This window comes from Caproicibacterium amylolyticum (genome assembly GCF_014467055.1).
GTDB lineage: Bacteria > Bacillota > Clostridia > Oscillospirales > Acutalibacteraceae > Caproicibacterium > Caproicibacterium amylolyticum.
Map to the genome: position 1 here is coordinate 2,631,721 of NZ_CP060696.1, position 15,547 is coordinate 2,647,267.

At 52.6% G+C, this 15,547-nt stretch carries 14 protein-coding genes; 3 read left to right on the forward strand and 11 right to left on the reverse strand.

The window, feature by feature from the left end:
- Positions 1 to 312: 312 nt before the first annotated feature.
- Positions 313 to 690 carry an ArsR/SmtB family transcription factor gene (locus H6X83_RS12720; RefSeq protein WP_212506829.1) on the reverse strand — a complete coding sequence of 126 codons (378 nt, stop codon included), beginning with the start codon at positions 688 to 690 and terminating at the stop codon, positions 313 to 315.
- A 223-nt stretch (positions 691 to 913) separates the two neighbouring features.
- On the opposite strand from H6X83_RS12720, the gene H6X83_RS12725 reads away from it, so the two are divergent.
- From H6X83_RS12725 to H6X83_RS12735, 3 genes are all read left to right on the forward strand, one after another.
- Complete coding sequence (locus tag H6X83_RS12725) at positions 914 to 3,484, forward strand: heavy metal translocating P-type ATPase (protein ID WP_212506830.1); 2,571 nt, start codon at positions 914 to 916, stop codon at positions 3,482 to 3,484.
- Positions 3,484 to 3,747, forward strand: a complete 264-nt coding sequence (locus H6X83_RS12730) for a metal-sensing transcriptional repressor (RefSeq protein WP_212506831.1) — start codon at positions 3,484 to 3,486, stop codon at positions 3,745 to 3,747. The genes H6X83_RS12725 and H6X83_RS12730 overlap by 1 nt, the downstream gene beginning before the upstream one ends.
- Positions 3,748 to 3,921: 174 nt before the next feature.
- Positions 3,922 to 4,584, forward strand: a complete 663-nt coding sequence (locus tag H6X83_RS12735; protein WP_212506832.1) for a hypothetical protein — start codon at positions 3,922 to 3,924, stop codon at positions 4,582 to 4,584.
- Positions 4,585 to 4,658: 74 nt separating this feature from the next.
- On the opposite strand, the gene cysS is transcribed toward H6X83_RS12735, so the two are convergent.
- The 10 genes from cysS to H6X83_RS12785 all read right to left on the reverse strand — a co-directional run bounded on the left by cysS (position 4,659) and on the right by H6X83_RS12785 (position 15,529).
- The gene (gene cysS, locus H6X83_RS12740) at positions 4,659 to 6,080 is read right to left on the reverse strand and encodes a cysteine--tRNA ligase (RefSeq protein WP_212506833.1); all 1,422 of its coding nucleotides are present in this window, start codon (positions 6,078 to 6,080) and stop codon (positions 4,659 to 4,661) included.
- A 244-nt stretch (positions 6,081 to 6,324) separates the two neighbouring features.
- Positions 6,325 to 7,008 (reverse strand): serine O-acetyltransferase EpsC, encoded by a 684-nt coding sequence (epsC, locus tag H6X83_RS12745; RefSeq protein WP_212506834.1) that lies wholly within the window; start codon positions 7,006 to 7,008, stop codon positions 6,325 to 6,327.
- A 325-nt stretch (positions 7,009 to 7,333) separates the two neighbouring features.
- Complete coding sequence (pgsA, locus tag H6X83_RS12750) at positions 7,334 to 7,903, reverse strand: CDP-diacylglycerol--glycerol-3-phosphate 3-phosphatidyltransferase (RefSeq protein WP_212506835.1); 570 nt, start codon at positions 7,901 to 7,903, stop codon at positions 7,334 to 7,336.
- Positions 7,904 to 7,905: 2 nt separating this feature from the next.
- On the reverse strand, positions 7,906 to 9,261 hold the full coding sequence (gene rimO / locus H6X83_RS12755; protein ID WP_212506836.1) for a 30S ribosomal protein S12 methylthiotransferase RimO: 1,356 nt from the start codon (positions 9,259 to 9,261) through the stop codon (positions 7,906 to 7,908).
- The gene (locus tag H6X83_RS12760) at positions 9,254 to 9,871 is read right to left on the reverse strand and encodes a regulatory protein RecX (protein WP_212506837.1); all 618 of its coding nucleotides are present in this window, start codon (positions 9,869 to 9,871) and stop codon (positions 9,254 to 9,256) included. Before H6X83_RS12760 ends, rimO begins: the two co-directional genes overlap by 8 nt.
- 27 nt (positions 9,872 to 9,898) lie before the next feature.
- Positions 9,899 to 11,089 carry a recombinase RecA gene (recA, locus tag H6X83_RS12765; RefSeq protein ID WP_212506838.1) on the reverse strand — a complete coding sequence of 397 codons (1,191 nt, stop codon included), beginning with the start codon at positions 11,087 to 11,089 and terminating at the stop codon, positions 9,899 to 9,901.
- A 429-nt stretch (positions 11,090 to 11,518) separates the two neighbouring features.
- Positions 11,519 to 12,358 (reverse strand): peptide chain release factor N(5)-glutamine methyltransferase, encoded by an 840-nt coding sequence (gene prmC, locus H6X83_RS12770; RefSeq protein ID WP_212506839.1) that lies wholly within the window; start codon positions 12,356 to 12,358, stop codon positions 11,519 to 11,521.
- Positions 12,355 to 13,317, reverse strand: coding sequence for a DUF1385 domain-containing protein (locus H6X83_RS12775; RefSeq protein WP_212506840.1), 963 nt, complete (start codon positions 13,315 to 13,317; stop codon positions 12,355 to 12,357). The genes prmC and H6X83_RS12775 overlap by 4 nt, the downstream gene beginning before the upstream one ends.
- Positions 13,298 to 14,782: a sensor histidine kinase gene (locus tag H6X83_RS12780; RefSeq protein WP_212506841.1), complete on the reverse strand. Its 1,485-nt coding sequence runs from the start codon at positions 14,780 to 14,782 to the stop codon at positions 13,298 to 13,300. The genes H6X83_RS12775 and H6X83_RS12780 overlap by 20 nt, the downstream gene beginning before the upstream one ends.
- 42 nt (positions 14,783 to 14,824) lie before the next feature.
- A complete protein-coding gene (locus tag H6X83_RS12785; protein WP_212506842.1) occupies positions 14,825 to 15,529 on the reverse strand; it encodes a response regulator transcription factor in 705 nt (234 codons plus the stop codon).
- Between the last annotated feature and the right edge of the window lie 18 nt (positions 15,530 to 15,547).

Genomic DNA, 15,547 nt, shown 5'->3' on the forward strand with positions numbered 1-15,547 from the left:
TACCCCGCGGGGCATTCTTAGAAAGCGACTGGGGGAGATTCCCCTAACAGGGGAAATGTCCGCGCAGCGGACAAAAGGTGGTTCCCGAGGTCTTTGCACTTTGCCCGCAGTTTGAAAAAATTGCATTCCATGCTGTTTCTGTCGGCGTAGCTTCGCCGCCGCAGGCAACGCCGCTGTGTACTTATTTTTCGTACCAAGGGCTTTACGGGCAAGGTCGTGGGGCTTTGCCCCACACCCTACAGCCTTGTGAACAAGGCTGGCGAAAACATTACCGTAAGGGCGCAGCAGTGAAAAGCAGCTATTATTTTCTGTTTACTTTGCCGCACCTAATTCCGTTAAGTGCTCCATCCCTGTTCCCAAAATTGTTCGCACATGGTCATCTGCCAGCGAATAAAAAACAGTTTTGCCGTCCCTCCGGTATTTTACCAGTTGATTTTGCTTTAAAACACGCAGCTGGTGCGAAATTGCGGATTGATTCATGTTGAGCAGCTGTGCAATGTCACACACACACATTTCACTTTCAAATAAAACGTACAGAATCTTAATGCGCGTGCTGTCCCCAAAAACTTTAAAAAGCTCCGCAAGGTCATACAGAACCTCTTCGTCCGGCACTTCCCTTTGCACTTTATCTACAATATCCTCATGTACACAAAGGCAGTCACAGCGTTCCATTCCATTTTTATCCGGCATAATACTTCACCCTTTCCTGAACGTATGAACATATGAATATCTGTTCATACGTTCATTATATACACATGTTATTCCGTTGTCAAGCAGTTTGTGCTTGACTTTTTGCTTTCGTAAGCATATACTAACAATACGCCCCAGGGGTGGGGTGATTTGCGCATGGTTTTATAATATTCGCAAAGAATACTGACGAAACAACTGCTGCCGATTCCGTAAAGGAGGTTTTATGAAACAAGAAAAATTTACAGTGACCGGCATGACCTGTGCGGCGTGCCAGTCGCATGTACAAAAAGCGGTCAGCACCCTGCAGGGCGTGCAGGACTGCAATGTAAATCTACTTTCCGGCACAATGACCGCACAGTTTGACGAAGCCGCGCTCTCTGACGGCGACATCTGCGCTGCTGTAAAAAAAGCTGGCTATGGTGCGCAGCCGGTTGGAAAAAATCCTGCCGCCGCAGAAAAAACTGCGCGTCAGCGGGCTCAAGAAGAACTGCACAGCATGAAAAGCCGGCTGATTTTATCGCTTATCTTTTTTATTCCCCTTTTTTACATTTCTATGGGTCATATGATTGGACTGCCGCTGCCGTCGTTTCTTTCCGGTATGCAAAACGCCATCACCTACGGCATGGTACAGCTGCTTCTTCTGCTGCCGATTGCCTATGCAAACCGCAGCTACTTCATTAACGGCTACCGCTCCCTTTTTGGCCGCGCGCCGAACATGGACAGCCTGATTGCTATTGGTGCCACCGCCGCCGTGGCCTACGGTGTTTTTGCCATCTGCCGCATGGGCAACGGCCTTGCCGCCGGCGATATGGCACTTGCAGAAAAGTACCATATGGATTTATACTTTGAATCAGCGGGAACGATTTTAACATTAATTACCGTCGGCAAATATCTGGAAAGCCGCTCCCGCGGGCAGACCACCGAAGCCGTGGAAAAATTAATGGACCTAAAGCCACAGACTGCCGTGGTTCTGCGAAACGGCACGGAACAGGAAGTTCCGATTGACAAAGTGCTGACCGGCGAACTGGTGGTTGTGCGCCCCGGCGCCAGTATTCCGGTGGACGGTGTGGTAACAGACGGCCTTTCCGCTGTGGACCAGAGCGCCATTACCGGCGAAAGCATTCCGGTGGAAAAGCAGGCAGGGGATGAAGTCATCACTGCCACCATCAACGGCACCGGCCGGCTGGTGTTCCGCGCCACTAAGGTCGGTGACGATACTACCCTTTCGCAAATTATACATCTGGTGGAGGACGCGGGCAGCAGCAAGGCACCGATTGCCCGTCTGGCGGATAAAATCGCAGGGGTCTTTGTTCCCATTGTCATAGCGATTGCCGCAGTGACCGCTGTAATCTGGCTGCTGCTGGGCTATGCACCGGAGTTTGCACTTCGTGCGGGCATTGCCGTATTGGTCATTTCCTGCCCCTGCGCACTCGGCCTTGCCACGCCGGTCGCCATCATGGTCGGCACCGGAAAAGGCGCGCAGTTCGGCATCCTCTACAAATCCGCTGAAGCGTTGGAAACTGCGCACACCATTGACACCGTGGTACTGGACAAAACCGGCACCCTGACGCAGGGCCGCCCCGCCGTTACCGATGTGCTGGCGCAGGCACCATTTACCGAAGCAGAGCTTCTGCAAACCGCCGCCGCGCTGGAAAAGCCCAGCGAGCATCCTTTGGCGCAGGCTGTTTTACAGTATGCCAAAGAACAGGGTGTTTCCATACAGGAAGCGGAGGAGTTTGAAGCCGTTCCCGGACGCGGCGTGCGTGCCAAACTCAGCGGTGAAGTCTTTAGTGCCGGCAATGCAGCATTCATGCATGAATGCGGTGCGGATATTTCCACACTGGAACAGCAGGCACAGGCGTTGGCAGAAGCGGGCAAAACACCGCTCTACTTTGCCAAAGGCAGCCGCTCACTCGGCATGATTGCCGCGGCAGACCCGGTAAAGCCGACCAGCAAAGCCGCTGTGCGGGCGCTGCGGCACATGGGCCTTTCCGTGGTCATGCTCACCGGCGACAACCGCCGCACTGCGGAAGCAATCCGCACCGAGCTTGGCATTGACCGCGCCGTCGCGGAGGTGCTGCCACAGGACAAGGAACGCGAGGTGCGTTCCCTGCAGGAAGCAGGCCACAAAGTTGCCATGGTCGGCGACGGCATCAACGATGCGCCGGCGCTGACACGCTCCGATGTTGGACTTGCCATCGGCGCAGGCACGGACATCGCCATTGCCAGCGCCGATATCGTGCTGATGAAAAGCGACCTGCTGGATGCTGTCACCGCAATCGAACTTTCCCGCGCAGTCATCCGCAATGTCAAAGAGAATCTTTTCTGGGCATTCTTCTACAACGTCTGCGGCATCCCGCTGGCGGCCGGTGTGTTCTACCCCCTGCTTGGCTGGCAGCTGAACCCCATGTTCGCGGCGGCGGCAATGAGTTTAAGCAGCGTATTTGTTGTGACCAATGCGCTTCGTCTGCGGCTTTTTAAGCCAAAGCAGACACAGCGCTTCCTGGCGGAAAAAACGCCGGCGGTTTCTATTCCCAGTACACAAAATAATTCAATTCATTCTAAAGGAGCTGTTCCCATGAAAAAAGTAATTTTCATTGAAGGTATGATGTGTGAGCACTGCAAAGCGCACGTTACCGAAGCCCTGCAAAAAGTACCGGGTGTCACCGAAGCAAACGTCAGCTTGGAGCAGAAAAATGCTGCTGTTACCTGCGGCGCAGAGGTAACCGACGAAGCCCTGCAAAAAGCAGTCACCGAAGCGGGCTACCGGCCCGGCAAAGTTGAGGAAGCCTGATGAAGGCGGACAAGGCAACCGTACAGCGCCTGTTGAAAACCGCGATTGGGCAGCTGAACGGTGTAATGAAAATGGTGGACGATGATCGCTACTGCATTGACATCAGCAACCAGCTGCAGGCGGCCACGGCGATTCTGCAGAAAGCGAACCGTGAAATTCTGCACGCGCATATGCGCTGCTGTGTAACGGAAGCGGTGGAAAGCGGCAATCCGGACGAAAAAATCGATGAACTGCTTGATTTGCTTGACCGGGCAGGGAAATAGTGATCATTCACAAAAGGCACTCTGTAAAGGTTTCCAATTTTGTCTTTACAGAGTGCTTTTTTGCGAAAATTCCATTAGAAAGATATTGAGAATTTGAGTGCAGTGTGCGATTATTCTATATGTAAGTTTTTATACAGTGCAGCTTGTACATTGATTGACTTGAGGAGAAATAGAATGATTCATTCCCTGCAGTTCGTACACAATTCTTATACAAACAAAAATTCAAATATTGATGCCAAATACAACATAAGCGGGCAAAACTCAGAGCAAGTTCCGCAGCAAACCATGCGCAGCGGCGGTCTACAGCAGGACACGGTCAGCCTGACCCACAGTCTGCCTGCCGGTGAAGATTCATACCATCGTGTTTTACCTGCTGCTTCGGATGCAGCACCAAACGGTTATCTGCAAGGGCTGCGTTCCGAGCCGGCTTCCTCTGGAATTTCCGCCGCAGAACAAGCTCTGGCGCGGCTGCAGTTTGACCTGCGTGGGCTTGATTTGTCTGTAGATGGCAGTTTCGGTGCTGAAAAGCTGCAAAACCGCATTGATTACATTTCTTCCCTCTATACATCTATTCGCCAAACCATCCAGCGGGACTTCCCCCCCTCTGACCGCACCCGAATGATGGACAGCTTAAAAGCGCAGATTGATGCGGCAGAACGAAAGATTTCCAGCGGTTATTCGGAACTGCTGGAAAACCAGGTGCAAAAAGGCGGCACTACTGGTCAAATAAAAAAGGTTTGTCAAAGCAGTCTTTCCGTCATGGCACAACGAGCCGCACAGTACCATACAAATCAAATTCACGCACCGCTTTTCGAAAAATTGAACCAATACGCTTGAACTAAAAAGAGGAGTACAGGCACTGTAAATTCATGCAGTACCTGTGCTCCTTTTATCTGTTCACAATTCAATTTTTACGCTTTGTGCCACTTCACACCCTGCGGGGTATCCTCCAGCACAATGCCGCGTGCCTTGAACTCGTCGCGGATACGGTCGGCTTCCGCCCAGTTCTTTTCCTTACGTGCCTGCGCGCGCTGTGCAATCAGCGCTTCAATTTCGGCAGCTTCGCCGTCGTCTGCCTCTGCTCCGGCCGCCGGGCGGCTGTACAGCAGACCAAGCACATCCGCAAGCTTTGTAAAGAGGTCATAGGCGTACTGGCAAAGTTCCTTTCCGGGTGCCTTGTCTGCGGAAAGTTCCGTGTTAATGGTCTTTGCCATTTCAAACAGCGCGGCAACCGCGTTGGCAGTGTTCAGGTCGTCATCCATTGCCGCTTCAAAGGCTGCGCGGCTGTTTTCCAACTTTTCTTTAACAGCAGCATCGCTGTCCTTTGCGCCGGACTGCGCGTTTTTCAGCACAAATGCCAAATTGTCGCGGCAGTTGTAAAGGCGGTCAAGAGAAGCTTTGCACTGCCCAATCATTTCTTCGTTGTAGTTAATCGGCATGCGGTAATGTGCGGAAACCATAAGATAACGAATGGGTTCGTAGCCATATGCATTGGCAACGTCCCGCACGGTAAAGAAGTTGTGCAGACTCTTGCTCATTTTTTTGTTGTCCACGTTGATGTAACCGTTGTGCAGCCAGTAGTGGGAGAACGGCACGCCGTTGCAGCATTCGCTCTGGGCGATTTCGTTTTCATGGTGCGGGAAAATCAAGTCCTGCCCTCCGCAGTGAATGTCAATGGTCTTGCCAAGGTAACGACGCACCATTGCGGAGCATTCAATGTGCCAGCCGGGGCGGCCGTGTCCCCACGGGGATTCCCAGTAAGGTTCGCCAGGCTTTGCGCCTTTCCACAGGGCAAAGTCCATGGCATCCTCTTTCACTTCGCCGGTCGCAATGCGGGCGCCCGCCTGCAAATCTTCCAGCGGCTGATGGCTCAGCTTGCCGTATCCTTTATCTTTTAATGTGCGGAAATAGACGTCACCGTTTTCCACCGCATAGGCGTAGCCCTTTTCAATCAGCGTGGAAATGATTTCCTGAATGCCGTCAATGTTTTCCGTTGCAAGCGGATGTACACTGGCGGGGCGCACGTTGAGTCCGGCTGCGTCTTTTTTGTATTCGTCAATGTAGCGGCGGCTCACAGTCAGGTAGTCTGTGCCCTCCTCATTGGCACGGTTAATGATTTTATCATCAATATCCGTAAAATTCTGCACGAAGGTCACTTTGTACCCCTTGTACTCCAAGTAGCGGCGCAGCACGTCAAACACGCACATTGGTCTTGCGTTGCCGATGTGAACAAAGTTGTACACGGTCGGCCCACAGGCATAAATCTTTGCCTCGTTTGGCGTAATCGGTACAAACTCCTCTTTCTGGCGTGAAAGTGTGTTATAGAGTTTCATGAACAGTATTCCCCCTGCAGAATTTTGTTTTTTCCTTAAACAAGTTCCGTGTTATATTTTTCAATATTTTATTATTTACATTTTAAAGCGCTACTAATTACTAGTAGCTTTAAAGTCCTGGGCTTGCGGCCCAGAGCTGCTTTTTTATGCTGCTAAGGACAAGACCGTGGCGGGCTTCGCCCCCACCCCTAGTCGCTTTCTAAGAAAGCGACAGAAAGTAATTTCTAAAGCTTGCTTGCGATTATTATTTTGCCGTCTGTTCTTTATCAAATTCATCCTCGTACTGCTGGTCAGCGGCGGCCTGTTCGACCCCCAGCTTCTTTTCCACGCGCTCCAGCATTACATTCATGCGACAAAGTTCCTGCGCAACCGGGTCGGTTACGTGCACTTGATCAAGGTTATCCGGACGCACGCCGTTAATGCGCACCACGCGCGCCGGAACACCGACAGCGGTCGCGTTGGCAGGCACTGCGTCCAGTACAACCGCGCCGGCGGCAATGCGGGCATTGTCGCCGATGGTCATTGGGCCAAGGATCTTTGCGCCGGAACCAACCAGCACATTGTTGCCCAACGTTGGGTGGCGCTTACCCTTATCCTTACCAGTGCCGCCAAGTGTTACCCCCTGGTACAGCGTGCAGTAGTCACCGATTTCCGCGGTTTCGCCAATCACAACGCCCATACCGTGGTCAATGAACAGACCTTTGCCGATTTTTGCACCCGGATGGATTTCAATGCCCGTTTTATGCCGTGCTCTCTGGCTGACCCACCGCGCTAAAAACGGATGCCCTTTTTCCAGCAGCCGGTGCGCCCTGCGGTAGCTGCGCACTGCTTTGAACCCACTGTAAAGAAAATAGACCTCCAGTCGGCTGCGTGCGGCGGGATCACGCTCCATAATGGAATCAATCTCTGCTTTTAGCTTATTAAACATGGTAACACTCCTTGTGTCGGTGCGCAAGACCGGAGAACGAAAAAAGCCTCCGCCTGTACAGGAAACATCCTGCACAGACGGAGGCGAAAAAATTCCGCGGTTCCACTCCGGTTTCTCACTCTCGGACGATAACGGCTCCCACCGTGCAGGGATTTCCCCCTGCCTGCTCCCGGACGCATGCTTCGCAGAGGTTCGGTGAAAAGCACTTTCAGCCCATGGCGCTTTCTCTCTTTCACCGTTACCCTGTTACTTCTTCCGTTCCCAGCATTTCATACACGATACGTTTATTATATGTTTCCGCTCACAAAAAGTCAACAGCCGCACATTATTTCATGGTGTTGATGACTTGATAATTCTGCTTAATGTAAATCACACCACTGATAATGGTGAACACGCAGGAAATGCCCACAAAGATGTTTCCAACAAGCAAAAATGCGCCCGACGCGGCATAAAAGCCACCCAACTCCTGCATACTCTGCAGAATCAGTACCACCAGTACGGCAATCATCTGCGAAACCGTCTTGGTCTTGCCCCATTTGTTGGCCGCAATCACTCTGCCGGACTCCACCGCCACCAGCCGCAGAGAAGTCACCGCAAATTCGCGCAGCATAATAATCAACACAAACCAGATATTGCACAGCCCCATGCTGGCAAAGCAGATCAGCGCCGTCATGACCAAAACCTTGTCTGCCAGCGGGTCAAGGAACTGCCCAAAAGTTGTGATCATATTGCGGCTTCGTGCAATTTTTCCGTCAAGATGATCTGTGTAAGACGCCGCCGCAAAAACCAACAGTGCCCAAACGTAATGACCGGGCAGTGAAGTTGCCAGCAAAAACGCTGCAAACACCGGCACCAGAATAATGCGGGCAAGCGAAAGTTTATTGGGCAGGTTCATTTTTACGCCTCCTTTGGCGGGCGCAGCTCACCGACAAGGTCGCCATCCATGCAGTCGGTAATTTCCACCTGCACAAAGCTGCCCATAACCGGCTTTTTCACGCCGCTTGGCACGGTAAAGTAAACTTTTCCGTCAATATCGTCCGGCGCCTGTGCGGCGGTGCGGCCAAACCAGCACTCCGCGTAGCGGTCCCAGCCCTCACAGAGAACTGTCTGCACCTGCCCTGCCATCTGCTCGCCGGCGGTCTGCGTGCGGTCCATCTGGCCTTCCATAATCAGTTCCATACGGTGCTGTTTAACGTCTTCGTCAATCTGATTGGGCATTTCCGCGGCGGCAGTGCCCTCCTCCTGTGAGTAGGCAAAGCAGCCCAACCGGTCAAATTTCATTTCCTTTACAAATTCGCACAGCTCGGTAAAATCTTCCTCGGTTTCACCGGGGAAGCCGGTAATCAGTGTGGTGCGCAGGGTAACGCCCGGCACCTTTTCGCGGATATGCGAAAGCAACTGTGTCAATTCTTCACGGCTGCCCCAGCGACGCATGGCCTTGAGTATTTTTTTGCTGCAGTGCTGCAAAGGCAGGTCGATATACGGCAGCACTTTTGGCTCTGCTGCCATAACATCCAGCAGTTCGTCTGTGATGTAATCGGGATAGCAGTACAGCATCCGAATCCACACAAGGCCGTCAATTTTGCTCAGACGGCGCAGCAGTTCGGGCAGCACCAGCTTGTGGTCATAAAGGTCCCAGCCGTATTTGGTGGTGTCCTGCGCAATCAAAATGAGTTCCTTTGCGCCGTTTATCACCAGGGAACGCGCTTCCGCTTCAATATCCTCCATGGTACGGCTGCGGTAGCCTCCGCGGATAAGCGGAATCGCGCAGTAGCTGCAGCGGTTGTCGCAGCCCTCCGCAATTTTCAAATAGGCAAAGTAGCTGGGTGTCAGCAGTTTGCGTTCGCCGCAAAGCGGCAGTTTCTCCTTTTCCGGAAAAGCTTCCGGTTTAGCACCCGCCAGCGCTGCGTGACAAATGTAATTGATATCCGCATCCGCACCAATGCCGCACACTGCGTCACACTCCGGCAGCTGCTGCATAATTTCGCTGCGGTAGCGCTCCGCCAAACAGCCTGTTACAACGATTGCCTTAATCTGCCCCTCTTTTTTCAGACGGGCAAGTTCAAGAATCTCATCAATGCTTTCCTGTTTGGCACTCTGGATAAAGCCGCAGGTATTTACGATTGCAACATCTGCAAGTGCGGCATCGTCCTTAACTTCCCAGCCGGCCTTTTCCAGCGTTGCCAGCATCATTTCTCCGTCCACCTGGTTTTTGGCGCATCCCAGACTTACGATTCCAACTGATTCAGCCATCCCATTCATCCTCATTTGTAGAGTATCGGTGCATCGCCGCGCGGATATCGTCATATCCGTAGCCAAGCCGCTGCAGAGCGGCACAAGCACGGCGCCTTACTTTTTCATCTGACAGATCCCTGTACTTTTTGCGCAGAACCGCAAGCACAGCTTCCTGTGCGTCCGGCTCATTTTCCTCCGCTGCCTGCTCCGCCATCTCCGGTGCAATTCCCTTGCGGGAAAGTTCGTAGCAGACGCGGCGCTTCGCCCAGCCTTTGCGGTACAGTTCCCGCGCAAACCGCTGCGCAAAGTCATCGTCATCCACAAGCCCCAGGTCCACCATTTTCTGTGCGGCGGCTTCTGCCGCTTCCCGCGAAACCGTGCGGGCAATTTTGTCCGCCAGTTCTTTTTTGGAGTGGCTGCGGTGTTCCAGCAAATACAGTGCTTTCTCACTGGCACGGTGTGTGTCAGACTTCTGCAGCAGTTCATGCAGTTCTTCGTCGGTAATGTCCCGACCAAGTTTCCAACCCGCCTGCAGCAGTGTTTCCGTATCCACGCTGACAGCATACTCCCCGTCAATGAAAAGCGCTGTCATACTGTGGCGTCTGGGCTCCATGGCTGTTAATTCCACTGCGCAAACGCCTCTTTTCGTTCATGGTTATTCATCGTCGGCTTCAATGTCGATATTCACCTGACGTCCGCGCGTACCGGCCTGCTCAGCTGCCGGCTTTTCGTTCTCTGCTCCGGTGCCATCTGCGGATGCCGGTTTTGCTTCCTCAGCCGCATCATCCAGCGGTTTTGCTGCACTTGCGCGCGTGGAAACCGTTTTTGCGTAGAGTTTATCCGCGTTTGCACGCACTTTGGCTTCAATTTCCTCCGCCAGTGCAGTGTTTTCCTCAAACAGCTTCTTCACATTGTCGCGTCCCTGCCCAAGGCGCTGCCCGTTGTAGGAAAACCACGCCCCGCTCTTCTCCACAATATCCAACTTTACGCCAAGGTCAAGCAGTTCGCCCGCGTGGGAAATGCCCTGCCCATACATAATGTCAAATTCCGCAATACGGAACGGCGGAGCAATTTTATTTTTCACAACCTTTGCGCGTGTGCGGGAACCAACCTGTTCCGTACCGCTTTTCAGAGTTTCAATTTTACGAATGTCGATTCGCACAGAAGCGTAGAACTTCAGTGCGCGGCCGCCTGGGGTAACCTCAGGGTTGCCGTATACCACGCCGACCTTTTCACGCAGCTGGTTAATGAAAATCGCGACACAGTTGCTTTTGCTGATAGCGCCCGCCAGTTTGCGCAGCGCCTGGCTCATCAGACGTGCCTGCAAGCCAACATGGGTGTCACCCATTTCGCCCTCAATTTCCGCGCGGGGCACTAGTGCGGCAACGGAATCCACCACAATGACGTCAATCGCACCGGAACGCACCAGTGCCTCCGTAATTTCCAGTGCCTGCTCGCCGGTGTCCGGCTGGCTCACCAGAAGGCTGTCCACATCCACGCCCAGTGCAGCGGCATAAATCGGGTCAAGGGCGTGTTCCACATCAATAAACGCGGCGTTGCCCTTCTTTTTCTGTCCCTCTGCCACGCAGTGCAGTGCCAGCGTTGTTTTGCCGGAACTTTCCGGGCCATAGATTTCAATAATACGGCCGCGCGGGAAGCCGCCGATGCCCAGAGCAAGGTCAAGCCCTAAGCTGCCGGTCGGGATTGCCTCCACATGCATGGCCTCGTTCTGCCCCAGACGCATGACAGCGCCCTTGCCGAACTGCTTTTCAATTTTAGCAAGCGCGGTTTTCAGCGCTTCCTCCTTATTTTTCGCGTCCTCTGCGGCTTTATTTGCTGCTGCCATTATAATATTCCTCCTGAAAGATGCGGCGTTACTTGTCCGGCGCAGTATTTTCTGTGTGTGGTAAAACGGCAGTGCACCGCATTTGATGCATCTGCCGCAATTCTATTTAAGTATACCGTAACCGCCGGAAAAAAGCAATATATTTGAACGTTTGTTCACAATTTCAACCGGATCTTTGGTTTGAAATTATTTCCATATCCTAATATCCTTTGTAAAATGTAAAGGCTTTTGACTTGCCGCAAAGATTCGGCAAAAGCTGCACGGCTCTTTCGGCAGCGCACGGCAGAACCCGTCTTTTTCCGGCAGATTCTGCAATCTAAAAAAGCAAGGCCAAAGCCTTGCCTGACTGTATACTTTATATTTGTGTATTTCCCGCCGGTTTCATACAATACTCATAAATACCAAGAAACTTTTTCGCGGCTTTGAAAATTACGCCGTGCCGTACACCACGCGGTCAAAACCGTTGAAGTCTTTGCGCACCGTTATGTTTGTAAGCCCCGCGTTCTGGAACAACTCTGAAACCGCCGCCGCCTGGCTTTCGCCGATTTCCACTGCGCAAAGGCCGCCCGGCACGGCCTGCGGAACCCACAGTCTGGCAATCGCACGGTAAAACTGCAAGCCATCCGCGCCGCCGTCCAGTGCGGTTTCCGGCTCAAAGTGCAGCTCTGGCTGCAAATCCGGTATCTCCCCCGCCTCCACATACGGCGGATTGCAGAGAAAACCGCCTAGTTTTCCACAGGACTTTGCGTCCTCTGGGGAAAACGCATCCAGCTGCAGCGGCTGCACCTGCAGGGATGCATACTTTTCGCAGTTTTTCCGCAAAAAGTGCAAGGCCCCCACAAACTTTTCCCCACAGGAAACCGACAAGTCCGGCCGCAGGCTTTTGAGTCCCAACCCCACCGCGCCGCTGCCCGCACACAAATCCAACACACTTGCGCACTGCGGCAAAAGTTCTGCCGCAGTGCGGGCAAGCAGTTCCGTTTCTTCGCGCGGGCAAAGCACGCCCTCACCGACAGAAAGTTCCAAATCTAAAAACGGCCATGTTCCCAGCAGGTACTGCAGCGGCTCACAGCCCGCGCGCAGTTCTGCCAAATGCGCCAACTGCTGCGCTTGTGCGTCCGTCGCTTCCTCATGCCCGTGTATGGCCAGGCCGGTTCTGTCCAGTCCAAACACCTTTTGGCAAAGGCAGACCGCGTCAAAAGCAGGACTTTCATTGTCCGCCTGCTGCAATATTTTTTTTGCCTGCAGATACGCCTGCTGTTTCGTCATGCTTTGATTCTGTCCTCTCCGTTTTCCGGAATTACTTTTTCCATTGCGGCAATCGCTACTTCCATCATGCTGTCATCCGGCTCTTTCACCGTCAGGCGCTGCATCCACAGTCCGGGTGCAGCAATAAAATGCGTCAGCCGGTTTTCATGCCTGCCGCAGTAACGAATCAGCTCATAGCCCAGTCCCATCACAATCGGGATACACAGCAGCTTAACGAATGTACGCAGAAACGGATTGGAAAACGGAATAAAAATGCCCACAAAAACGCCGATAATAATCATCAGTACCATAAAGCTGGTACCGCAGCGTGGGTGAAAGCGTCCCTGCTTCTTTACATTTTCCACAGTCAGCGGCAGACCCGCTTCGTAGCAAAAAATGGTTTTATGTTCCGCGCCGTGGTACTGGAACATGCGCTTTACATCCGACTGGTAGCCAATCAAACCCATGTACAGAATGAAAATCAGCAGCCGCAGAACCCCCTCAAACGGGCTGCGCCAGCCTGAAACAGAGGGGCCGGCTGCATTGGAGATCAGATTGAACAGTATAGTCGGCACCATAAAAAACAGCAAAAGCGCCAGCAGTACACCAAGGACTGCACCTATCGCCATGACGACACCGCCCAGTTTGTCGCCAAGGTGTTTGTCCAGCCACTGGTCAAACTTGCTTTCGCTTTCTTCGGCTTCAATTTCCGCCATACCGGATTTTTCCGTTGACATATTCAGTGCCTTGCTGCTCATCATCAGACTGTCAATGAAAGAGGACACCCCGCGCAGAATGGGCAGACGCAGAATTTTGTAACGATCCCACAGAGGAACATACTTCAGTTCTTCAGAGTCAATGGAACCGTCCGGCGTGCGCACCGCCACTTCTATCCGCTTTGGCCCGCGCATCAGGATGCCCTCAATCAATGCCTGCCCGCCAATAGAGGTAATGCACTTTTTAGGTTGCTGAGTCGTCATTCATTTTCCTTTCTTCCATCTGCTTCTTTTCCTGCTCTTCCTGCAGGTGATCCCGCAGCTTCTGGATTGTAGGGATGGTGATGGTTACAACCGTGCCCACACCCTCTGTGCTTTCAATATCCAGGCTGCCGGAATGCAGGGTCATAATTTCATCTGCCAGTGCCAGCCCGATACCGGAGCCGCGCACGGTCTGATTTGCTTTATAAAATTTCTTCTTCACATTGGGCAAGTGCTTTTCCGGAATGCCGCAGCCATCGTCGCCAATCGTTACCTGAATGAAGCCCTCTGCCTCATTTGCCGCAACATTGATGGTACCGCCGCGGCCGGTGTACTTCAAGGCGTTGTCAAGAATGTTGACAAACACCTGACGCAGGCGGTTCACATCTCCCAGCACTGGCGAAAGCATGGCAGGCTCTTCGTACAGCAGGAACTTGCCTTCGGTTTTTGCGCGTTCGCTAAACATATACACCGCTTCGCCCAGCTCCGCCAAAATATCAATGCGATCCATCGTCAGTGTCATGCGGCCGGACTGCATGCGCGAAAAGTCAAGCAATTCCTCCACCATACCGGAAAGGCGCTCGGTTTCCTTAATAATTACATCCATGCCTTTGTTGAAGTTTTTCGGGTCAAGGCCACCGCCCTGCAAGGTTTCTCCCCAGCCTTTAATTGCTGTCAAAGGCGTGCGCAGCTCGTGGGAAACAGAAGAAATAAAGTCATTTTTCATGCGTTCAGCGGTATCCAGTTCTTTTGCCATGTCATTGATGGTTTCACACAGCTCACCGACTTCATCATTATTCGGAATGTTTTCAATCCGTGCGTTAAAGTCACCCTGTGCAATTCGCTTTGCCGTACTGCCGATTTCCTTGATTGGTGTCAGAATACTGCGCATGAAGTAGCGGCTGGAAAGCATGACCAGCGCAATCACCACCAGCCCGGCTGCCATCAGCATCAGCACAATGACAAAAATCTGCCAGTCCGCCGCGGAAAGGGACACCACGTAACGGATTCCGCCGACAAAATCTCCGGTGTCACTGTGCAGCACGCGTGTGACCGCCATTACCTTTTCCCCGCTGGAAAGCTTGCCCGTCCAGGTACCATAGCCGTTTCTGCTCTGCAAAGCCGCCTTGTAGTCCGGCATCTGTTCATTTTCATCCGGCGCAAAGCCAAGACTTGTGTTAATCACCTTGCCGCTGGAGTTAAAGACCATCAATTCCATGCTTTCTTTGCCGGGAAAGTTTTCTACATACTGCCGTCCGGCTTTGCTGAACTCTTTTGGGGAGCGGCGGCCGTAGTCCGCAAAGATATTGGTCAGTTCTTCGCTTCTGGAGTCAATCGCAGTCTGAATGCCGTTGTAGGTGTAGCCGCGCACTGCCAGTGAGAGAACAATAATCAGCACCACCAGAATTCCAATGGTCATTCCCAAAGAATTCAGCAGCCACCGCCGCGAAATCTTGGAAGCATTCATCCGCCGTTCCTCCTTTCTTTAGTTTTGCAGCTGCAGCACAGCTCAGGTTTCCCACTTGTAACCCAGTCCCCACACAGTAACAATGTGCTTCGGGTTACTTGGCTCATCCTCGACTTTCATACGCAGGCGGCGGATGTTGACATCCACAATTTTTTCTTCGCCAACGTAAGCGTCCCCCCAAACGTGCTTAAGGATGGCGCTGCGGTCCAAAGCAGTGCCGGGGTTGCTGAAAAAGAATTCCATGATTTGGAACTCCACCTGCGTCAATTCAATGTGCTGTGCACCCTTCATCAGGGTACGGCTGCGCAGATTCAGGGCAAATTCGCCGGAGCGGATTTCCTCTGTAAAATTATTTTCGTCGCGCATCTGTGCCAGTGCCACACGGCGGTAAACCGCATCTACACGCGCCACCAGCTCGCTGGGTGAAAACGGCTTAGTCACATAGTCATCTGCGCCCATCATCAGGCCACTTACCTTGTCCATTTCCTGTGTACGCGCTGTCAGCAAAATAATGCCGATGGAGCCGCTTTGCTTGCGCAGTTCCTTGCAGACAGAAAGGCCGTCGTGCTCGCCGGGCATCATGATGTCCAGCACAGCCACATCAAAATTGCCGTCCTGCTGCGCATAGATTTCCAATGCCTGATCGCCGTTTTCCGCTTCCGTTACATCATAGCCGGCGCGGTTCAAGTTGATTACAACAAATTCGCGAATTGCCTGTTCATCTTCCGCTACCAATATTTTCTTCATGAATGCCTCCGTTCTTTT

What these genes read in the sequence shown, in the direction of transcription:
- rimO (WP_212506836.1), bottom strand. Translation starts at nt 9,261, where the DNA reads ATGGCTGAATCAGTTGGAATCGTAAGTCTGGGATGCGCCAAAAACCAG.
- prmC (WP_212506839.1), bottom strand. Translation starts at nt 12,358, where the DNA reads ATGACGAAACAGCAGGCGTATCTGCAGGCAAAAAAAATATTGCAGCAG.
- H6X83_RS12780 (WP_212506841.1), bottom strand. Translation starts at nt 14,782, where the DNA reads ATGAATGCTTCCAAGATTTCGCGGCGGTGGCTGCTGAATTCTTTGGGA.
- H6X83_RS12730 (WP_212506831.1), top strand. Translation starts at nt 3,484, where the DNA reads ATGAAGGCGGACAAGGCAACCGTACAGCGCCTGTTGAAAACCGCGATT.
- epsC (WP_212506834.1), bottom strand. Translation starts at nt 7,008, where the DNA reads ATGTTTAATAAGCTAAAAGCAGAGATTGATTCCATTATGGAGCGTGAT.
- pgsA (WP_212506835.1), bottom strand. Translation starts at nt 7,903, where the DNA reads ATGAACCTGCCCAATAAACTTTCGCTTGCCCGCATTATTCTGGTGCCG.
- recA (WP_212506838.1), bottom strand. Translation starts at nt 11,089, where the DNA reads ATGGCAGCAGCAAATAAAGCCGCAGAGGACGCGAAAAATAAGGAGGAA.
- H6X83_RS12775 (WP_212506840.1), bottom strand. Translation starts at nt 13,317, where the DNA reads ATGACGACTCAGCAACCTAAAAAGTGCATTACCTCTATTGGCGGGCAG.
- cysS (WP_212506833.1), bottom strand. Translation starts at nt 6,080, where the DNA reads ATGAAACTCTATAACACACTTTCACGCCAGAAAGAGGAGTTTGTACCG.
- H6X83_RS12735 (WP_212506832.1), top strand. Translation starts at nt 3,922, where the DNA reads ATGATTCATTCCCTGCAGTTCGTACACAATTCTTATACAAACAAAAAT.
- H6X83_RS12725 (WP_212506830.1), top strand. Translation starts at nt 914, where the DNA reads ATGAAACAAGAAAAATTTACAGTGACCGGCATGACCTGTGCGGCGTGC.
- H6X83_RS12785 (WP_212506842.1), bottom strand. Translation starts at nt 15,529, where the DNA reads ATGAAGAAAATATTGGTAGCGGAAGATGAACAGGCAATTCGCGAATTT.
- H6X83_RS12720 (WP_212506829.1), bottom strand. Translation starts at nt 690, where the DNA reads ATGCCGGATAAAAATGGAATGGAACGCTGTGACTGCCTTTGTGTACAT.